Genomic DNA, 16,943 nt, shown 5'->3' on the forward strand with positions numbered 1-16,943 from the left:
ATGTGTGGAATAACAGGTTATATTGGAGACAGTGATTGTTCGGCGATCGTTGCACAGAGTTTGAAGAATTTAGAGTATCGTGGCTATGACTCAGCTGGCGTTGCACTCCTCGATGATGAACTCCATATTCATAAGCAGAGTGGACAAATCGATGATCTGACGATCCCACCGATGCCGGATGCTACTTGTGGGATTGGCCATACCCGTTGGAGTACACATGGTGCTCCAACGGACGCGAATGCTCACCCACACTCCGACTGTACTGGCCAGGTTGCAGTCGTCCATAATGGTATCATTGATAACTATGAGAGGTTTAAACGGGAACTTCGTGAGGACCACAGATTTACGAGTGAAACTGACACAGAGGTGATCGCACATCTTATTGAGGACGCTCTTGATGAGGGGTTTTCACTTCGGAACGCCGTTGAGAACGTTGTTTCGATGCTCGAAGGAAGTTTTGCAATCGCAGTTACTGCTGTTGGCTTTGATGGCATTATTGCCGCCCGTCAGGACAGCCCACTCGTTCTTGGTCACGGTGAGAATGAAAACTTCTTGGGAAGCGACGTTACGGCATTTGTAGAATATACTCAAACAGTCACGTTCCTTGAAGATGGTGATCTCGCACACATTACGGCAGATGATGTGAGGATTACAAATGGCGATACAGTGGTTGAACGTGATCGGCAGACCGTTGAATGGGATGCGGATGCGGCTGAAAAGGGTGGGTATGAACATTATATGCGTAAGGAAATTCACGAACAACCGCATGCAGTTCGACAGGCACTCTCTGGCCGTATCGACGAATTTGCTGGAACGGTTGACCTTGATTTATCCTTATCAGATGAATATTGCAAATCTATTGATGAGATTCAGATAATTGCATGCGGAACGTCGTACTACGCTGGTCTGTACGCCGCTGAGCTACTAGAACAGTACGCGGATATCCGTATCTCAGTTCATATTGCAAGTGAATATGAGTTCCGTGCGAACCGTGACCCATGGCGAACACTCGTCATTGCAGTCACCCAGAGTGGTGAGACAGCGGATACATTACGTGCACTCCGCAAGGCGGATGGCGCAGGTGCTCGAACGCTTGCGGTGACAAATACGGTTGGTTCAACGATGGCTCGTGAAGCCGATGATACGGTTTATATCCGATCTGGCCCAGAAATTGGTGTTGCTGCGACCAAAACATTTGCCTCACAAGTGATAACGCTTGCACTTTTGACTGTCTACCTCGGTCGACAGCGAAATGTCCTCTCTTCCAGCGAGGCCTCGACAATCCTGAATGAGGTGTCTGAGGTTCCTGGTGCCATTCAACAAGTATTGGATGCTGAATCAGTCGTCCATGAAACAGCCAAAGAGTTCGCTGACAGCGATGCCTATTTCTTCATTGGTCGTCGCTTCGGGTATCCTGTCGCGCTTGAAGGCGCATTGAAACTAAAAGAAATCTCCTATGAGCATGCAGAAGGATTTGCCAGTGGAGAACTCAAGCATGGACCCCTTGCACTTGTCACAGAGAACACGCCTGTCCTTGCTATCTTGACCGAGGGGACAAGCGCTGATGAAACACTGCACAACGTGAAGGAAGTCGAATCACGTGGGGCACCTGCTATTGGTGTTTCCTCAGAAACTGATCCAAACCCAGTGTTCGATACTGTATTCGAGGTGCCAAAAGTGGGCCTGATGGAACCGGTCGTTGCGAACGTTTATCTTCAATTATTCGCTTACCACGTTGCAAGCCAAAAAGATCGGTCTATCGACAAACCTCGAAACCTTGCAAAAAGCGTCACTGTCGAATAAAAGTAGTAATATCGCTGGATTCAACTCAGGGTTAGACAATCAGGCACTCGCCTTGTACTTCTGTAGAAGTAGAAAAGGGAACGCATTTGTTAGGTGCACTCTGATAACAGAGATGCCTTGGTAGCTTAGGCTGGCAGAGCAACTCCTTTGTAAGGAGTCGGTCGAGAGTTCAAATCTCTTCCAAGGCTTGCTGTACTTTTCAGGAGTTCTGAATCAATACCGAACTCTTCCAAATTAAAGAGTCATCTTCATTGGCCGGTCTGGCTGTCTAATTGATTGAAGATTTGAGTTAGGTGTCGCGATGATCTATTAATAGCGGTTTGAATAACACTTCTGAGATAGTTATGGGCGAAGTCGGACCGATGGCACGGCCTTCTCGGTTCAAGTGGAACAACCTTTCATGGTTAGGGTGATCACGCGCTTTCTCAACGAGCAGCGTGAGAACCCGCAAGTTGCTTCCATGAGTCGGTAGCTGAACATCTAATAGAGGAGTATCGCCTTATTAAGGGAGGATGTCAATCCAGGCGACCAGTTCGGTTTGTACTTGTTAGGATTAGATAGTAACTAGAACTTTATCTGACGAGTTCCGCATTCATACTGTCGAACTGTCAGTAATCAAGCTAACTAAATAAAAATAATGAATTACGAGCCGTTAATTATTATTCGCGTTGTCTTTGGGACAGCAGACACGGAACCAGTGAATCTTCGAGCAGCCATCACCAATCGTCGCACAATACTGGTCCGTCTCCTCATCAAACTCAGCGTGGGCTGTTAATTTCTCTCCATCGAGCTTGTACTGAACCACGAATGGGAAAGCTGCGCAGATGGTAACCTGCGTTTCGTCACCCTCTACCGAGAGTCCATCCGGATCGCCGGATTTAACGACCCATTCGCAGTCTTTGAACTTGTATTTGACGTTGATATCTGGACATTCGGGTTCCTTCCTGCACGGCGCATCATCCGCTGCCACGAACTGATCGAACAGCAACATACCGTCGTACTCTATGATGAGACGCGCTGGATCCCGATCGCCTGGTAGTTCGATCGTTGCAACACCGTTGGCGTCGACTTCTGGTGAGTATGTCTCCTCTGAGTCGTCTGTGAAGATCACCGTCACGTCTAGCGTTTCACCTTCGTCGATATTTGCGGTCTGAATGGTGATGCATTTGCAGGTAACCTCGACGTCGATCACCGCCGGTTCGTCCTCACACGGTGGATCTGCCATTACACCCGCGTCGAACAGAATCAGATTATCCTGATACGTAACCGTAACATGGACTGGGTTGGACTCTCCGGGCAACTCAACAGTCGCCTGTCCGTTCTGAACCTCCACATCTTCGAAGGTCTCTGTCGTCATGTCCGCGAATTCTACCGTCACGTCGAGTGTATCACCATCGGGAATGTTTGAGGTGGTAATGACGATTTCATCACAGGAAGCTTCCACATCATCGACTGATGGGGGATCCTCGTCTCCGCACGTGTAGAGAGTTGCGTTGCTGATATCCTGTGATCCTTCTGGTAGACACCACGTAACGTCACCCTCCGGATCTTCAGGAACTTCTCCCAGGAAACAGTTTTGCCCTGCTTTGAGCGTTATGTATTCCGCGTTGTCCGGAATGTCTTCTGCTGGAAGTGTGAAACAAGTGTCTGAAAGCCCAGTAAACAAGGCAACAGCAATCGGTTCATTTTCACACACTTCGCGTACACAATTGATACACTGTCCTGCTTGCCCGCCTGGGGGGTTCTCGGGAGGCGTACTGGCTTCATCACAAAACGGTGCCGGGAGAGGGTCGCCATTCTGTGCGAACGATGACGTTGAAAGTCCACCGAAGCCGGCGAGTGCCGCACCGCCTACTGTGAGTCCTTTCAGATAGTTTCTTCGCTTAATACTACTGCCGTTGCCATTATTTTCTTCCGACATGAAATTGCTAATATAGGAGTGTATGTATTTGTTATATGGGAGCTGTAGGATAAAAAGTAAATCTTACTGATTGGTAATGAGCGATTAAACCACTGATTTAGACGAATATCTATCCGATATTTTGAATATAGATAACAATATTCCGCATCTACTTCGCACAGGTTACTGCTATAGATCAACTAACAGAATGAGAGATTACCCAAAATAAATGAAATGAGTGCTACTTCAATGGCGGTGGCACTATCACGAGTATCTGGAGAAACATGAAATATAGGAAAGGATCACATCTGAATTCACTGTCTATCTGTTATATCCCATCAAATTAAATAGAACTATTCACATTAGAGTGGTTCACGCCAATCGGTCATAAGCCAATTCCTTGCATCTGTAAACCGACCTTTGCAAAGAAGGACGATAGTTATCATCACGACAAGCACAGGGGTTAGTGTAAATGTTAGAGTCTTTAAAACGACTTTTTCTGTCGTACTATAGTAATTAATCATATTCCCTGGGTTTGTCAAACTCACAACTCAACAATAGGTTCCTCTAAGTAAATATTTTCTGCTTTACAGTGGGTATTATGGTATGAACTTCCTTGTACTAGGGGTATCTTGTTAGATATTCTCTCACATGACCGATTGAAGGTATATCAGAATATATATCAGTCGTAGATAACTGCAATTGACTCCACTACTGTTTGGTCGACAGCACAATCTATGTCAGACCCCATCCAAGGGTAGCACCAAATCTCGGATGCGATACAAACAGATACTTGTTTTCCTCAGATATGAAAATACACTTACGTGTTGGACGGAGTTCAAACTCTGTTTTACGATACTGACATCGACATCAGCGATAACGCCAACATTTACCGAAGCTACACCGGCAGTAACTCCAACTAGAATTGGAACACCTCGTTTAGCAACGTTATCATTGACGTCACGAAGTGCAGGAATACGTTCTACAACTGCTGAAAAGAGACGACAACACCAATAGTAGTGGAGCAATTGCCCACACAGATATCAGCACTATCCCAACTTCTCTAATTTTAACGCAGATGAATATACATATATATGGGCTATATTATGTTAATATTCTAAAAACCCAAGCTCTGTGAGTCGAGTTTTGATTTGCTCGACACCAAGTTGTGTCTCTCTTTCTGTTTTTGCACCAGTGATAACGAGCTTCCCATTATTAAAGACTAGAATCACAACTGATATTTCTCCAGGCCGATAGACAAGTCCTGGGAATTGCTCTGGTTCGTATTCAATTTCTTCAATACCTAACCCGATGGCAAGCGCATTGAGGTCAAGCGATACCTGAAGATCAGCACTTGACACAAGATTCTGAATTGTAATCGATGGTTGCGCCGTTACTGCGATCCCAAGGTTGCGAAGACGATTGAAAAGAATACGGAACCCCGATTCAACATCCTCAATACAGTTTGCACCAGTGCTGATGATCTTTCCCGATCGGTACAGTAACATCGTGGCCTGTGTCGTTGATGATCGAAAGATTATACCTGGAAATTGTTCGTGGTCATATATCCCTCCCTCTAGATCAGCACCTAATTGATCAATATCGAGTTCCTGATCGATCTCGGTGGAGGCAACTATATTTTCAATTGTGGTCTGTGTCGATGCAGATTGCGCCGTCATTAGATGGCAATTACAGTTCAGGGCAAAAGTTCAATCGGTATATGACATTTAAATATTAATTATTTTTTATTGTTTTAATTATTAATATAACCAGCAGCTCTGGTCTACTTTGATGATAAAAATTTGACTGATACAGAGTAGTTTAAATCATACCAGCTTTGAAAATGAGCATTGAATATAATTTATCGTCGGAATATGGCCAATAAAGTATAAGAGTTCCAGATGCTAGGTAATAGTAGAAACCAATGGCACAGAACAAAAATCAACTTGTTGAACAGACGTTGCTTCCTAGTGCTCAGAGCCATCTCGCGGAAGAAGAATCTAGACTTCAACTCGAAATCGACGCCTTTGAGGAATTTTACAGCCGACTCGACGAAATACCAGAACAGTCATGTCGAACTGACGGCGGAACACTAACGAAGACATTCCGAACACAAGAATCACCCACTCACTCACCACAAGAAGCAGTCAAAACCGCATATCAAGAAACGGTTTTATCTGTTAAACATTGGCAAGATGCATATAATGAGGATACTCCTCTTGAAAGTATAGAAAATGAATTTGGTCCCGACGTTGCAACCGGGCTCAATGGCGGTGCGGAAACATGGTCATCGCTACTTTGGAACCAACTTCACGCTGCAAGTGAGGAGGCCATAGAAACCCGAGAGCAGACACTCAAAGTGCTCACAGCGGAACAACAACAACTTAGTGAATTGGTATGCTCACTTGATGAAATTGGTGACGAGCTAGCTCTAATTGAACGCGGTCACTACACATTTGATGATCGAAGCAACCGCCTCCAAACAATACGGGATCAACTTGAGCAGGTAACTCGTAGTCAGCAAGCGTATTTGCGACAGCGTGAGACGATGGATGGAAAATTATTCTTATCTATTGTATATGGGAACTTCAAAACAGATTATCCTGGTTTGTCGGCCCTCACGACAGCACGACAGGTGTTTGATCGCATTGAACTTCGTCATTGGGCAGGGATGAATTAATTTTAATTACTGGTATAAATTCTGTTTGATCATCGCGAGTATTGTCCAAGCAAAAATTGAGGATGTTATTAATGGATCATTACTGCAATTCAATCGGAGCGTAATTGTAAATCTAATTTTCAACCATCGAAAACAATATATTTTAATAGGTGGTGCTATTTCTCCGATGGCAGATAACAAAACTAAAAATAGCAGCGAAAAAATTAAGAGTAGTTCAATAAGTTCTCGCCGGAAATTCTTATCAAAGTCGGTAGGTGCACTTACATCCTTTACAGCAGTTACTGCTAGGATTGGAGTGGCCACTGCTGAATCACGCTGGACGTATACTATCCGTGAAGGAACAAAAGACGAAACTGAGGTGTACGTAATCAAATCAGGGAGACCAGGACCAACTGCATACGTTACCGGTGGATTCCATGGAAACGAGGTGAGCGGATATTACGCAGCGGATAATATCGCAAATTGGTCTATCGACCAAGGAAAACTCATTGTGTTGCCACGAGCAAATCCAGTAGCCATTGAGCGTAAAACATACGTAAATAACAGGGGAAATCTCAATCGACAGTTCCCACCTGACAAGCGACCAACAACACCGCTTGCGCGCGCGATCTGGAATAGTATTGACCGCCACAATCCAGATACAGTCTTAGCGCTTCATGCGTCAAAAGGTATTTTGTGGGAAGATGAAGGGCCAAATGGTGTCGGACAGGCTATTTATCCGACCCTTTCAGAAGGCTCGAGTGAAGATGCTGCTCGCACCGCAGCTTACTTAAACACTTACCAAATACCAAACTCTCTTCCTAAATACTATGACTTTAAACGCGGAAATACTCTTGATGGTAGCCGACCGCTTCTTCTCCACAAAGTATCTGCAGATATGCGGATTCCAGGATCACTTATTGAACCCACGAAGTATGGCACAGACGTAAAACAGCGCATCAACTGGCATTTAAATGCAGTGCGGCATTTACTCCGTCGTCAGGGTATCGATCGAACATATAGCTGACCCCTAACTCAAATCGATTTTTTCACTTAAGAAGCCTTGATACGGCTATACGCACTACAATTCATATATACAGTTATAATTGGGTAACAACTGCTAATATATAATATAAAAAATATTTACAAACTGGGGGATACGTACAAACTCAATATCCTCTTTGGTAAATTTTCGCCCTATAACATGAAAAAGCTAGCAACGATATCTGACGCAGCAGATATTTATGCAGTATTTCAAATCCTAAGCGGGCAAACAGGAGAAAGTAGCTATCTCAAAAACATTTTGCAGAATTCTCCGATAGAGATCGACTGACTTCCCGAGTCGTCAGTCGACTGTTCAGAGTCACTGTCTGTTTCACTACTGGATGTGGTGTTATCGGAAGAACTTGTGTTCTCTGACGGCGAAGAACTTGATGACTGTTCTTCGTCACTACTTCCTTCATCACTACTAGACGACGAGTCACTACTGGTCGAGCCACCACTGGAACCCGAGTCTTCAGATGCCGATGGTTCTGATGACGAGGAATCCGAAGATGTGGAATCTTCACTCGTATCATTGTCGGACGAGTCTGTTGAATTGCTATCATTATCAGACTCGTTGTTAGATGAGTCGTCCTTAGTCTCATCACTGGATGAGTCCGTGTTGTCCTCGGTATCAGATGAGGTGGACGAACTCGAGATTCGGTTACCAATCCACTCGAGTAATTCGTCAGTATCGTGATGTGGTGGGATAGTTTCGCCGTCGAGGACGAGTGTTGGGGTGAAGGTAACATCATGGTCACCAGCCGAATAGCGGTTTTGCTCAACCTCATCATCGAATTTACCAGACGAAGCACGATCAATGATCGTACTACGGTTGGACACACTCGTCGACTGCATCCGGTTTTCCATCTCACTGAACGAAACGTTCCCAGAGATGAGATCCGAGAACATGTAGTTGAAGAACTGCCAGTAATCGCCTGGCGAAACGTCCCAGACACCCATGGCAGCTTCCGAAATAAGAGGATCGCTATCGGAAATATAATAGGTTGAAGTACCATGCGAGGACGTCCCTGGTGGCTGGTATGCAAGCGCCCGGAACTGGAGGTTGAGATCACCAGAAGCGACATACTCGTTCAATACAGCTTCAAGATTGCCTCCACGAACAAATTCCTGTGTGTATGGGCATTTGAAGTTGCCGTACAGTTCTGCTGTAGGATTATCCTTGTCCGTTCCCATCGTCGCATACGTGAGTGCGTCTGTGTCGTCCGGAACTGGCGCATTAGAGATTTCTGCTGCACTAGCGGGAATTGTACTACCGAGGCCGACTGCTGCAACAACACCGGTTGTTTTCAAAAACGTTCTCCGCGAAGTGTTTCGCTCTGACATCGCTTTTAGCGTATTTACCAGGGGTTATAGACCCGGTTAATCGTTCGCTGGATTGCATGATTTTGAACCTTTGCACAACAGTTTTGCTTTCCTCAACTACGAACGTCAGGAATCAGTTGAGCTTAATTGGTAGTTAATACTAGGTGACATAGTAAAAAGATAGCCATATCCTGGAACTTTTACGAACTTTTCACCACTCATTAATAGAGTAACGTGTTGACTGTATTTACATTATCTACAAGACTTCGGTCAACAGTCATAAGTAGTCTGAATGTGAAAATAAGAAAGCTAGAAAATATGAACCGACGTACCCTCCTCACAAAAGCTGTCCCGATCGGTCTCTTACTCGCTGGCTGTACTTCGCAATCAGATGAGTCAGACAATACCAACACTACGCACAATACGACAACAACGACAGCACAACGAACAACATCTGTAACAACGACAAAAAGCTCATCAACAACAGAGACGACAAACCCCGAGACAGAAGAGCCCACGTCAACAGCTGAATCTACCTCAACCGCAGAGCCCACATCAACAGCTGAACCTACAACAGAGCAAACAACAAAAACCACACAAAGGACAACTACACCTTCTACTCCAGACCATCCGTCTACGAACGGTATTTTCGACGAACCAACGCATGGACCAACTCCATTTAGTGCGGACGCAACGTTAATCATCTTTGACGATCCGTCCTGTCCAAATTGTCTTCATTTCGAACAAAAAACGGCTCCAAAACTCAAGCGCAATTATGTCGACACCGGGAAGCTCTCACTGGTATATCGATCGTACCCAGTTCTCGAAGAATGGGGTGTGCGAGCGACCTATGCGCTCGAAGCTACTTATAGCCGGAGTGAAAAAGACTTCTGGGAGTTAAAGGCATTTTATTTCGAAAACCAAGATTCATTCACTACGGAAAATGTATTGTCAAAAACCAAACAATTTATTAATGAACAAACATCACTAAGTGGACGAGCGGTTGTTCGTGATGCGCAATCAAAAGCACAAAAAACACAAATACAAGAGGATTTGTCTGTTGGCAAGAAATCAAAAGTTCGTGGAACGCCAACATGTTTTGCATTCCGATCGGATAAATATATTACAGATATTGTAGGAAGACAGAGTTATAGTATATTCAAAAACGTACTCGGGCTGTAAACGTCACGACCTACGTTCATTCTGTAGTAACATTGCCGATTTTGATCCATTCAGCAAGAGTCGATTATTGAGAATCTGCTCTAAAAGTGTGATTTACTAACGCAGTGAACGAACCCCGCGGTCAAGCCGCGGGGCTTCCTGCTTCTACGACGTGCTTTGCATCCACCCGTCCCGAATAACGAGCGAACGCAGGGAGCATGGTCTGCACAGGCGTTGATTCGGACCGTCCCGGCCCTACATGAAGAGAATTGAGTCCCCTGTCGAGGATGTTCTTTGCCGCGTTCAAGTCTCGGTCTTCCGTGTGACCGCACGCCGGACACGAATGTTCCCGAACCCACAGCGGCTTTGACGTTTCCACACCGCACTGGTTGCACTCTTTCGTCGTACCGCGAGCATCGACACGAACAACGTGCGTTCCGTGAAGGTTGCCCTTGTATTCCAGCAAATCGAGGAACCGTGACCACGAAGCGTCTTGCTTGTTTTTCGCCGATTGACTCGTTTCGAGCATTTGCTTCACATCCAAGTCTTCGACCGCTACTACGTCGTACGCTTTGACAAGCCACGTCGAAAGTTTGTGCTGAAAGTCGAGCACCTTCCATCGGATGCGTCGTTTCGCACGGGCGACTTTCTGGCGCTGTTTCTCCCAGTTGGCCGAGCCGTGTTGCTTGCGGTCGAGCAAGCGCTGTTGGCGGGCGTACTGGTCGTACTCCGATTCCAAGTCCAAACATTCGACCGACAGGTTGTCGGATGTGTGAATGTATGACTGGATGCCGAGGTCTACGCCGATACAGTCGGCGCGGTCGATGTCTTCCGGGTCTGGTTTCGCGGGAGTATCCATTTCGACTACGAAACAAGCGAACCATGCACCCGTCCGTTCTTTCTTGAGAATGGCGCGTTTGACGTTTTTCGTGTCGGGCAAGTCGCGGTGTGCTCGTATCGGTATCTCGCCGATTTTCGAGAGGGTAAGCGTCCCGAAGTCGTGGCCCGTCGTGTGATTGACGTTGAAGCCTTCTGACTGGTACGCTACTGACCGGAACTCGCCCGTGCCTTGCCACTTGAGCCATCCCGTCTTGCGACCGTTCTCGCGGTGCTTTTTGAGCACCTTCTGGTCTTTTTGTATCTGTGAGACCGTCTGTTGGGCCGCGTGTGCCGACACTTCGGCGAACATCGGCCATCGTCGTTTCCAACCGGTGAGTTTCCGATGTTGGTCGTAGGCACTCGGACGGTCGTTCCGCGGTGATCGGTAGTAGTCGCGGACGGCGTGGTTTCGAATCTGTCGGTGAATCTCGATATGTCTCCACGCTTCGCTCGCTACGTCTTCGTCGGGATACGCGCGAAATCGAAACGTGCAGTCCATCGGCTACTCGGACTCCGCCTCTTGCTGTTCGCGAATGGCTTTTTGAAGTAGCCCGCTCGGGGAGAGGTGCGGCTGGTCGTCCAACCACTCGCCGAGTTCGTCTGGGACCGATACTGTATATCGTCTTGTCACAGCTACTGATACGTACTGTTGCGTAATATGTGCAACGGTAGCTACCCGGACGATGAAATAGCGTACGCGATTCACCCTCGGAGTCAAGCCCCGAGGCACTCTCGCTGTATTTTCTGTAGAAAACCCTCACGCTCTAGCGTGGGGAAGCTGTTATTGCTTGATTCCCATCCCGTTTTGTTCGAGAAGATGAGCAACAATTGCCTTTTCCCATTGTACTCGTGTCGCAAGGTTAGTCCCATATCGAGTGGCTTCAATAAGGAATCCAGGGATTTGGAGATCTGCCGCAACTTTGTGAGTGAGAAGCGGTCGGATTCCATGCAGAGTATTTCCAACCTTGAAGTCATATAGCGACCGGAATGAATCGAGTCGCTGGTTCATATATTCGACAGTACGACGAGCATCCTCGCGAGCGCCATCAACATATGTTGGATAAATCGCTTGTCCAACGCCATTTGGACCTTCACGTTCCCAGAGAATTCCGTGGGAACTGTGAAGACTGATGAAGACATCTGGATCAGCTTCTTCAATAACTTCCCACAATGCCTGGGCTAGTTTTGTTTTTGGTGTTCTTCCAGGTGGGAATTGATCATTCAGATCCCCATTTTCGTTAATGTAGGTGTTGTTTCTAATGGCAACAGGGTTTGCTTCTGGGAGAAGAACTAATTTTCCAGAGTTGATTGACCAATCGTGAACGTCGTATACTGTTTGCCAGGTTGCTGGTTCAATTCCCTGAAGCCCACCAACTACAACAGCAGTTGGCCCTGGAATTCGAGATTCAGTCGTGTGTACCTCAACTTCTTCTTTTGTTCCCTCAAGAATCGTTTCCTTTGAATGAGATTGTCGTATTGGACAGAACTCATCGTCATCTCCCAAGACTTTGCCAACTTGTGATACACCAAGTGTAGAGAATGCAGCAATCCCTGCGGATTTTGTCAAAAATGACCGACGCGATTTATCCGGAGCAGAGTTCGTCTGCTCATCGTTTTCTGCACTATACGTCTTCCTGGAGCAGTTCCTGTCTGACTTCATGACTTTAATATTAATACGAAATTATCCATTCCGTACTGTGTAGTGCAATAAAGGGAGTCTTTATTAATTTTGCGATCTGAAAGAGTAAGAATGAAGATGCTAGTGACAAATTGGCAGAAATTTGGCTCAATATTTCAATAGTAGTTGAATTTATCTAACTCAATCATATTCTGATTAGGTCATTAAATATCGACTGGACAGCCATTGATTGTACTATTACGCATTCCATCTGCGAGCCAATAAATCGAGAACAAGAAAACAACAAGAGCAAGTGCGGAAAAAGAGAGACCATCAAAAGGGAGAAGAGTAAGCACGCTTGTTGCGCCAACAAAGGAAAGAATTCCAGTAAGAACGACAGATCCACATGCTGCACACCCGGCACCGAGGGTTCCAAAAATGACACCAATCGCACTACCGGTTCCACCTTGAATATTCACCTGATTTTCACGGAAGTGATAAACTACCATCGCAAAGTTGATACCGAATAGACCAGAGCTTGCGATGAGAAAAACTTCCTTTACTGGAGAAAAGGCCGTCCCAATAATAGGATACAAGTGAATAAGTATCGAGAACTGTTGCTCTGGGGTCATAAACTCACCAAGGAGAGTTGTCCGAACGAGCTCAGTATTTTGCGAGAGAACAAAGACTGACAATCCAACGAAAAACGAACCCAGAAAGAGAACGGCGTATTGAGGGATTGAAAGAACAAGCCGAACTGTCCGGCCAGTTGCTCTAACATCGTTTATGTCCGTCGGAAAACGGGTTTGAATACGTGAAAATGGCATGATTATCTCTTTAATGGTTGTGTTACCGTAGTAGCGACTGGACTACTAACCATCCTTGTAACGGGTACTCGTAGTGGGAAATAAAGACTTTTTTGGTTTATCCACAACACGGGTCTATCCAACATAGATAACAGAAGCAATTCATCTATAAATTATGTGGTAATAATTTTCATCTCCACGTCTTAAATACGGTTTTATATCACATCCAGCGTTCACAATTCCCGCATGGCTGGAGACCCCGTCTTTTTGCTTCGCTCCGAGATATGGTTGAGATAGTACGATTTGTATCGCAACTGTGGCAAATAATTTCCTCATCAGTGATTTCGTGATATGCATACGAATCATTGCTCCGAAGAATTGCAACTAAATCACCATCACAGCGATCGTCCTTGGCCGCACGTTGTTGCCGTTTTTCTCTGGAAGGATACGTATTTTTTGACTGATTAATATCACTACATCTATGCCCACCGAGATTTACGACGAGTTTTCCACACTTTCCACATTCATTAAAAGGAAACGAAGCTTTCGATTCAGAGGGCATTATATCGATCAATGGCGCATCGTTATTTAACCACGTTGATTCAGTGTTTGACTATTGTACATCACTACCTACGTGCAAATTGCTGTAAGTGGCCTGAAAAATCCTCATTATTGGTTCTGTTTTGTATGATCTTCTTCGTGGTTCGCAACAATCTGTTCAATTGTATTGAGATTTTGAAGAACCTCATCAACATCTGCTCCATCCTGAAGTGCCTTTGTTGAGGCGGTAAGCGCTTTGAGGTGATGCAATGCTCCTGCATCAATATCGCCGAATTGAGCTCTGTACTCTTCATCTTCTTCATAGCCCTTCCTCAGTAGTGCGTCATGAATCTCTTCAAGACCCTGGGCTAACAAAATCGCGTCCTCTCCTTGCTGAATAGCATTTACTGCAGCGGATGCTGCGAGTGCCTGCATTTGAAATGTAGGATTGTCAATAGCCTTGGTCAATTCATCGGGTGAGAGATCGAAGAACTCAGCGATGTCGCAAAGCTCCTCTTCGTCGATGTCATACTTCATATGAATACCTCATTATTTTCCTAATTAAAACAAATTCCGATAAAAGAAATTTTTGGCGATCAAACACTGCGATTACTGAGCACGGAGACTACTGTCGCACAAAATCTTTCCAGAGCTTTGTTCTCTTGACATCCTCCCTGCCCTGAAGGACGAGGCTTTCTCTCTGTGTTGATAGTGCTCAAGCGCTCCCATTCGCTGATCTCATTTTCTGAGTCACCAGCGTTAACAAGATCGAGATACGACATAAATATCGATAAATACCACAACTAATTAATTGAATCTGAATGCATTCGCATATTATATTATTTCATTCTGCAAGCGAAGAATATATAGGTTAGTGTGTTTTCGTAACTAACGCCGAGTGATTAATTAGTCATGTTTGCTCGGTCACGTGGGGATTAGGTAGTCATTAGCTACTGTCCCCCCGTGTAACTGCGCCGAAGTCCACGGACTCTTGCGTCTACGTAATCAACTAGCAGAGAGATTATTATCTACAAAATATGTCATTAAGATATGAAATTGCAAATTTCAATATGACTTAGTTGTCTCTTCTGCCTATGTTTATCGTCACAAAGCTTATTAATACATGATATAGAATATAAGTATGAATGAAACAAATCGTCGAGGGTTCCTAAAATCGGCTGGGATTCTTGGTGCGACCCTTACAGTAGGGGCTCAGTTTACACCCTCTGTAAAAGGTGCTAATGGAATTGGCAACTCATGGACAACTTCTCGCGGAAATGCCAGTCGAACTGGGGCGACCACTGATAGTGGCCCAGGCTCGAATGTGACTACGAATTGGTCATTCGATATGAACGGTGGAATGCACACTACTGAACCCGTTGTCGAAAATGGGATTGTGTATCTATCTGTAGCAACGGTTCAGTCTCCTTCATCCAGCAATGGCTATGTTGCTGCCTATGACGTGAAAAAGCAAACCACGCTGTGGAAACATGAGAATATCTCTCGACCAGGGACGCCAACACTTGGCAATGGAACAATTTACTTTGGCACCTATGGCTCCGAGGACGCCAACTCAACTGGATTTTTCGCCCTCGATAGCACGAGCGGAAAAACGAAATGGCAGAAATCCTCTCAAGCTAATATTTCAGATCCATTGTTCACAGACGGTCGACTGTATGTTAGCACATCTAGTGGTATCTCTCAACTCAACCCCAACACGGGCGATGTTATCTGGTCGACTAACGGAATCAACAGCGGTGCGTGTTACGCCGATGGGAAGCTTTTCTGTGGAGAAGGCATTGCATTGAATGCTAACGACGGATCTGTCTTGTGGGACGTTTCTGGAGACAAAGACGAACTACAAACGGTAACGAACGGTACTGTGTATAGTGTTCACAAAGGGAATGGCGGTAAACCTGCGATTAAGGCACGATCAGTGAATGATGGAAGCGTTCAGTGGTCGTACTCACCAAACTTAGAAAATTCATGGTGGAATGCGACGCTTGCAATTGCTAACGGACACGTCTTTTTCTGTGCTGGAAATTCAGTACAGGCACTTGACGCACAATCGGGAACAGAGGCGTGGAGCCATGAGATCAACGCAGAACTCACCAATGCTCCTTCAGTTGGCAATAACACCCTCTACGTTGCTGGACGGACGACACGCACTCGGGATGATGGGGATGCAGTTGTCGTTGCCATCGATACAACGTCCGGCAAACGCAAATGGAAGTACTCATTCGGCAGTTGGGATTTCGATGAGTATGGCCCCGCCGCCAAATCACCGGTCATTGCTGACGGACGAGTGTATGTAGCCACATATCCAATGGGATCGACCCTCGATTGGATGTATACTGAATACGCTGATTTCCATATCCTTGGTTCAGGCAACCAAACGACTACAACGGATGGCCAAACAGGTGAAACTACTACAACAACCCCACCAGAAACGACCACAACAAACAATGGGCCAGGTAAAACAACTACTTCAAAAACAGGTCAAGGAACCACAACAACTTCGAACTCGCCCCCTGCTCAATCGACGCAGACCACATCAACGACTACGAGCATGAGTGAAACAACCACGACAGAGTCAATAATCGGAGCGACAGAAACGACGACAACGACCTCTGATGGCCAACCAGGTTTTGGAGTGCTTACTACAATTGGTGGACTTGCGGGTATCGGCGCCTATCTGCGGTCTCAACTCAAAGAAGAGTGATTACTCTCCGCAGTGAACTGCCCCACCCTCAAGCGCGAGGGCATCAACGCGGGAGGATGTTACTCGTGGTCTTCTAACATTGCGTCCAGTTCATTATTATCGAATAGATCATAGCGATCTCGAAGAACATCGAGACTGGATTCTGCAGCGACAAACAATCCGAGCTGATACCCATCCACAAACTCTTTCGAAGGCTCGGACGTTGAGCCTGCCTGTGGTGGGTATGCTGTATCAGAATCATACGAGAGGCTGTTGAGTTGCTTCGCAATTGCTCGAAGTGCTTCCCCGCGCTTTTCACTATCTGCGCCATCTAATCCAGTCATTCGTCAACTCCTTCGCGGTCAATGGTTATCAAAATACTCTACTACGCTATGCTAATTTCATATAGTAATCAAAAATGCTAAGTTTTTAGTTAATAGAATATTAAAATATTGCATGGTTCCTAAAAAACGACACTGGGCCATACACGTCCTAACCGCTTTGCTCAC

14 protein-coding genes and 1 tRNA gene are annotated in these 16,943 nt (G+C 45.7%); 6 read left to right on the top strand and 9 right to left on the bottom strand.

Going from position 1 to position 16,943, the window contains the following annotated elements; translation table 11 throughout:
- Together glmS and LIX15_RS25110 are read left to right on the top strand one after the other, a co-directional pair.
- Positions 1-1,803 (top strand): glutamine--fructose-6-phosphate transaminase (isomerizing), encoded by a 1,803-nt coding sequence (glmS, locus tag LIX15_RS25105; RefSeq protein ID WP_227777635.1) that lies wholly within the window; start codon positions 1-3, stop codon positions 1,801-1,803.
- A gap of 114 nt (positions 1,804-1,917) precedes the next feature.
- Positions 1,918-1,991: transfer RNA gene (locus LIX15_RS25110), tRNA-Thr, on the top strand.
- A gap of 464 nt (positions 1,992-2,455) precedes the next feature.
- On the opposite strand, the gene LIX15_RS25115 is transcribed toward LIX15_RS25110, so the two are convergent.
- Entirely contained in the window at positions 2,456-3,724 is a 1,269-nt protein-coding gene (locus LIX15_RS25115) for a hypothetical protein (RefSeq protein WP_227777636.1), read from the bottom strand.
- Positions 3,725-4,812: 1,088 nt separating this feature from the next.
- Positions 4,813-5,382, bottom strand: a complete 570-nt coding sequence (locus LIX15_RS25120; protein WP_227777637.1) for a TATA-box-binding protein — start codon at positions 5,380-5,382, stop codon at positions 4,813-4,815.
- Positions 5,383-5,627: 245 nt separating this feature from the next.
- Here LIX15_RS25120 and LIX15_RS25125 point away from each other — a divergent pair, with 245 nt between their 5' ends.
- Entirely contained in the window at positions 5,628-6,383 is a 756-nt protein-coding gene (locus LIX15_RS25125; RefSeq protein WP_227777638.1) for a DUF7260 family protein, read from the top strand.
- A gap of 25 nt (positions 6,384-6,408) precedes the next feature.
- Positions 6,409-7,389 carry a M14 family metallopeptidase gene (locus LIX15_RS25130; protein WP_227777639.1) on the top strand — a complete coding sequence of 327 codons (981 nt, stop codon included), beginning with the start codon at positions 6,409-6,411 and terminating at the stop codon, positions 7,387-7,389.
- A 260-nt stretch (positions 7,390-7,649) separates the two neighbouring features.
- On the opposite strand, the gene LIX15_RS25135 is transcribed toward LIX15_RS25130, so the two are convergent.
- Complete coding sequence (locus tag LIX15_RS25135) at positions 7,650-8,750, bottom strand: thioredoxin domain-containing protein (protein WP_227777640.1); 1,101 nt, start codon at positions 8,748-8,750, stop codon at positions 7,650-7,652.
- Positions 8,751-9,047: 297 nt separating this feature from the next.
- Here LIX15_RS25135 and LIX15_RS25140 point away from each other — a divergent pair, with 297 nt between their 5' ends.
- The gene (locus LIX15_RS25140; RefSeq protein ID WP_227777641.1) at positions 9,048-9,911 is read left to right on the top strand and encodes a DsbA family protein; all 864 of its coding nucleotides are present in this window, start codon (positions 9,048-9,050) and stop codon (positions 9,909-9,911) included.
- A gap of 121 nt (positions 9,912-10,032) precedes the next feature.
- Here LIX15_RS25140 and LIX15_RS25145 read toward each other — a convergent pair whose 3' ends face one another.
- The 5 genes from LIX15_RS25145 to LIX15_RS25160 all read right to left on the bottom strand — a co-directional run bounded on the left by LIX15_RS25145 (position 10,033) and on the right by LIX15_RS25160 (position 14,270).
- A complete protein-coding gene (locus LIX15_RS25145) occupies positions 10,033-11,268 on the bottom strand; it encodes an RNA-guided endonuclease InsQ/TnpB family protein (RefSeq protein ID WP_227777642.1) in 1,236 nt (411 codons plus the stop codon).
- A gap of 3 nt (positions 11,269-11,271) precedes the next feature.
- Positions 11,272-11,400, bottom strand: coding sequence for a hypothetical protein (locus tag LIX15_RS32995; protein WP_265338445.1), 129 nt, complete (start codon positions 11,398-11,400; stop codon positions 11,272-11,274).
- A 150-nt stretch (positions 11,401-11,550) separates the two neighbouring features.
- Positions 11,551-12,336 (bottom strand): M14 family metallopeptidase, encoded by a 786-nt coding sequence (locus LIX15_RS25150; RefSeq protein WP_227777643.1) that lies wholly within the window; start codon positions 12,334-12,336, stop codon positions 11,551-11,553.
- 275 nt (positions 12,337-12,611) lie between these two features.
- Complete coding sequence (locus tag LIX15_RS25155; protein WP_227777644.1) at positions 12,612-13,019, bottom strand: hypothetical protein; 408 nt, start codon at positions 13,017-13,019, stop codon at positions 12,612-12,614.
- A gap of 843 nt (positions 13,020-13,862) precedes the next feature.
- Entirely contained in the window at positions 13,863-14,270 is a 408-nt protein-coding gene (locus LIX15_RS25160; RefSeq protein ID WP_227777645.1) for a hypothetical protein, read from the bottom strand.
- 604 nt (positions 14,271-14,874) lie between these two features.
- On the opposite strand from LIX15_RS25160, the gene LIX15_RS25165 reads away from it, so the two are divergent.
- Positions 14,875-16,455, top strand: a complete 1,581-nt coding sequence (locus LIX15_RS25165) for an outer membrane protein assembly factor BamB family protein (RefSeq protein WP_227777646.1) — start codon at positions 14,875-14,877, stop codon at positions 16,453-16,455.
- Between the two features lie 59 nt (positions 16,456-16,514).
- Here the strand turns inward: LIX15_RS25165 and LIX15_RS25170 are convergent, their stop codons facing one another.
- Entirely contained in the window at positions 16,515-16,778 is a 264-nt protein-coding gene (locus LIX15_RS25170; RefSeq protein ID WP_227777647.1) for a hypothetical protein, read from the bottom strand.
- Between the last annotated feature and the right edge of the window lie 165 nt (positions 16,779-16,943).

This window comes from Haladaptatus pallidirubidus (assembly GCF_020700235.1).
GTDB classification, from domain to species: Archaea; Halobacteriota; Halobacteria; order Halobacteriales; family Haladaptataceae; genus Haladaptatus; species Haladaptatus pallidirubidus.

Bases quoted from the DNA above. Each gene is read 5' to 3' on its own strand.
- glmS (WP_227777635.1), top strand. From the start codon at position 1: ATGTGTGGAATAACAGGTTATATTGGAGACAGTGATTGTTCGGCGATC.
- LIX15_RS25115 (WP_227777636.1), bottom strand. From the start codon at position 3,724: ATGTCGGAAGAAAATAATGGCAACGGCAGTAGTATTAAGCGAAGAAAC.
- LIX15_RS25120 (WP_227777637.1), bottom strand. From the start codon at position 5,382: ATGACGGCGCAATCTGCATCGACACAGACCACAATTGAAAATATAGTT.
- LIX15_RS25125 (WP_227777638.1), top strand. From the start codon at position 5,628: ATGGCACAGAACAAAAATCAACTTGTTGAACAGACGTTGCTTCCTAGT.
- LIX15_RS25135 (WP_227777640.1), bottom strand. From the start codon at position 8,750: ATGTCAGAGCGAAACACTTCGCGGAGAACGTTTTTGAAAACAACCGGT.
- LIX15_RS25140 (WP_227777641.1), top strand. From the start codon at position 9,048: ATGAACCGACGTACCCTCCTCACAAAAGCTGTCCCGATCGGTCTCTTA.
- LIX15_RS25145 (WP_227777642.1), bottom strand. From the start codon at position 11,268: ATGGACTGCACGTTTCGATTTCGCGCGTATCCCGACGAAGACGTAGCG.
- LIX15_RS25155 (WP_227777644.1), bottom strand. From the start codon at position 13,019: ATGACCCCAGAGCAACAGTTCTCGATACTTATTCACTTGTATCCTATT.
- LIX15_RS25160 (WP_227777645.1), bottom strand. From the start codon at position 14,270: ATGAAGTATGACATCGACGAAGAGGAGCTTTGCGACATCGCTGAGTTC.
- LIX15_RS25165 (WP_227777646.1), top strand. From the start codon at position 14,875: ATGAATGAAACAAATCGTCGAGGGTTCCTAAAATCGGCTGGGATTCTT.
- LIX15_RS25170 (WP_227777647.1), bottom strand. From the start codon at position 16,778: ATGACTGGATTAGATGGCGCAGATAGTGAAAAGCGCGGGGAAGCACTT.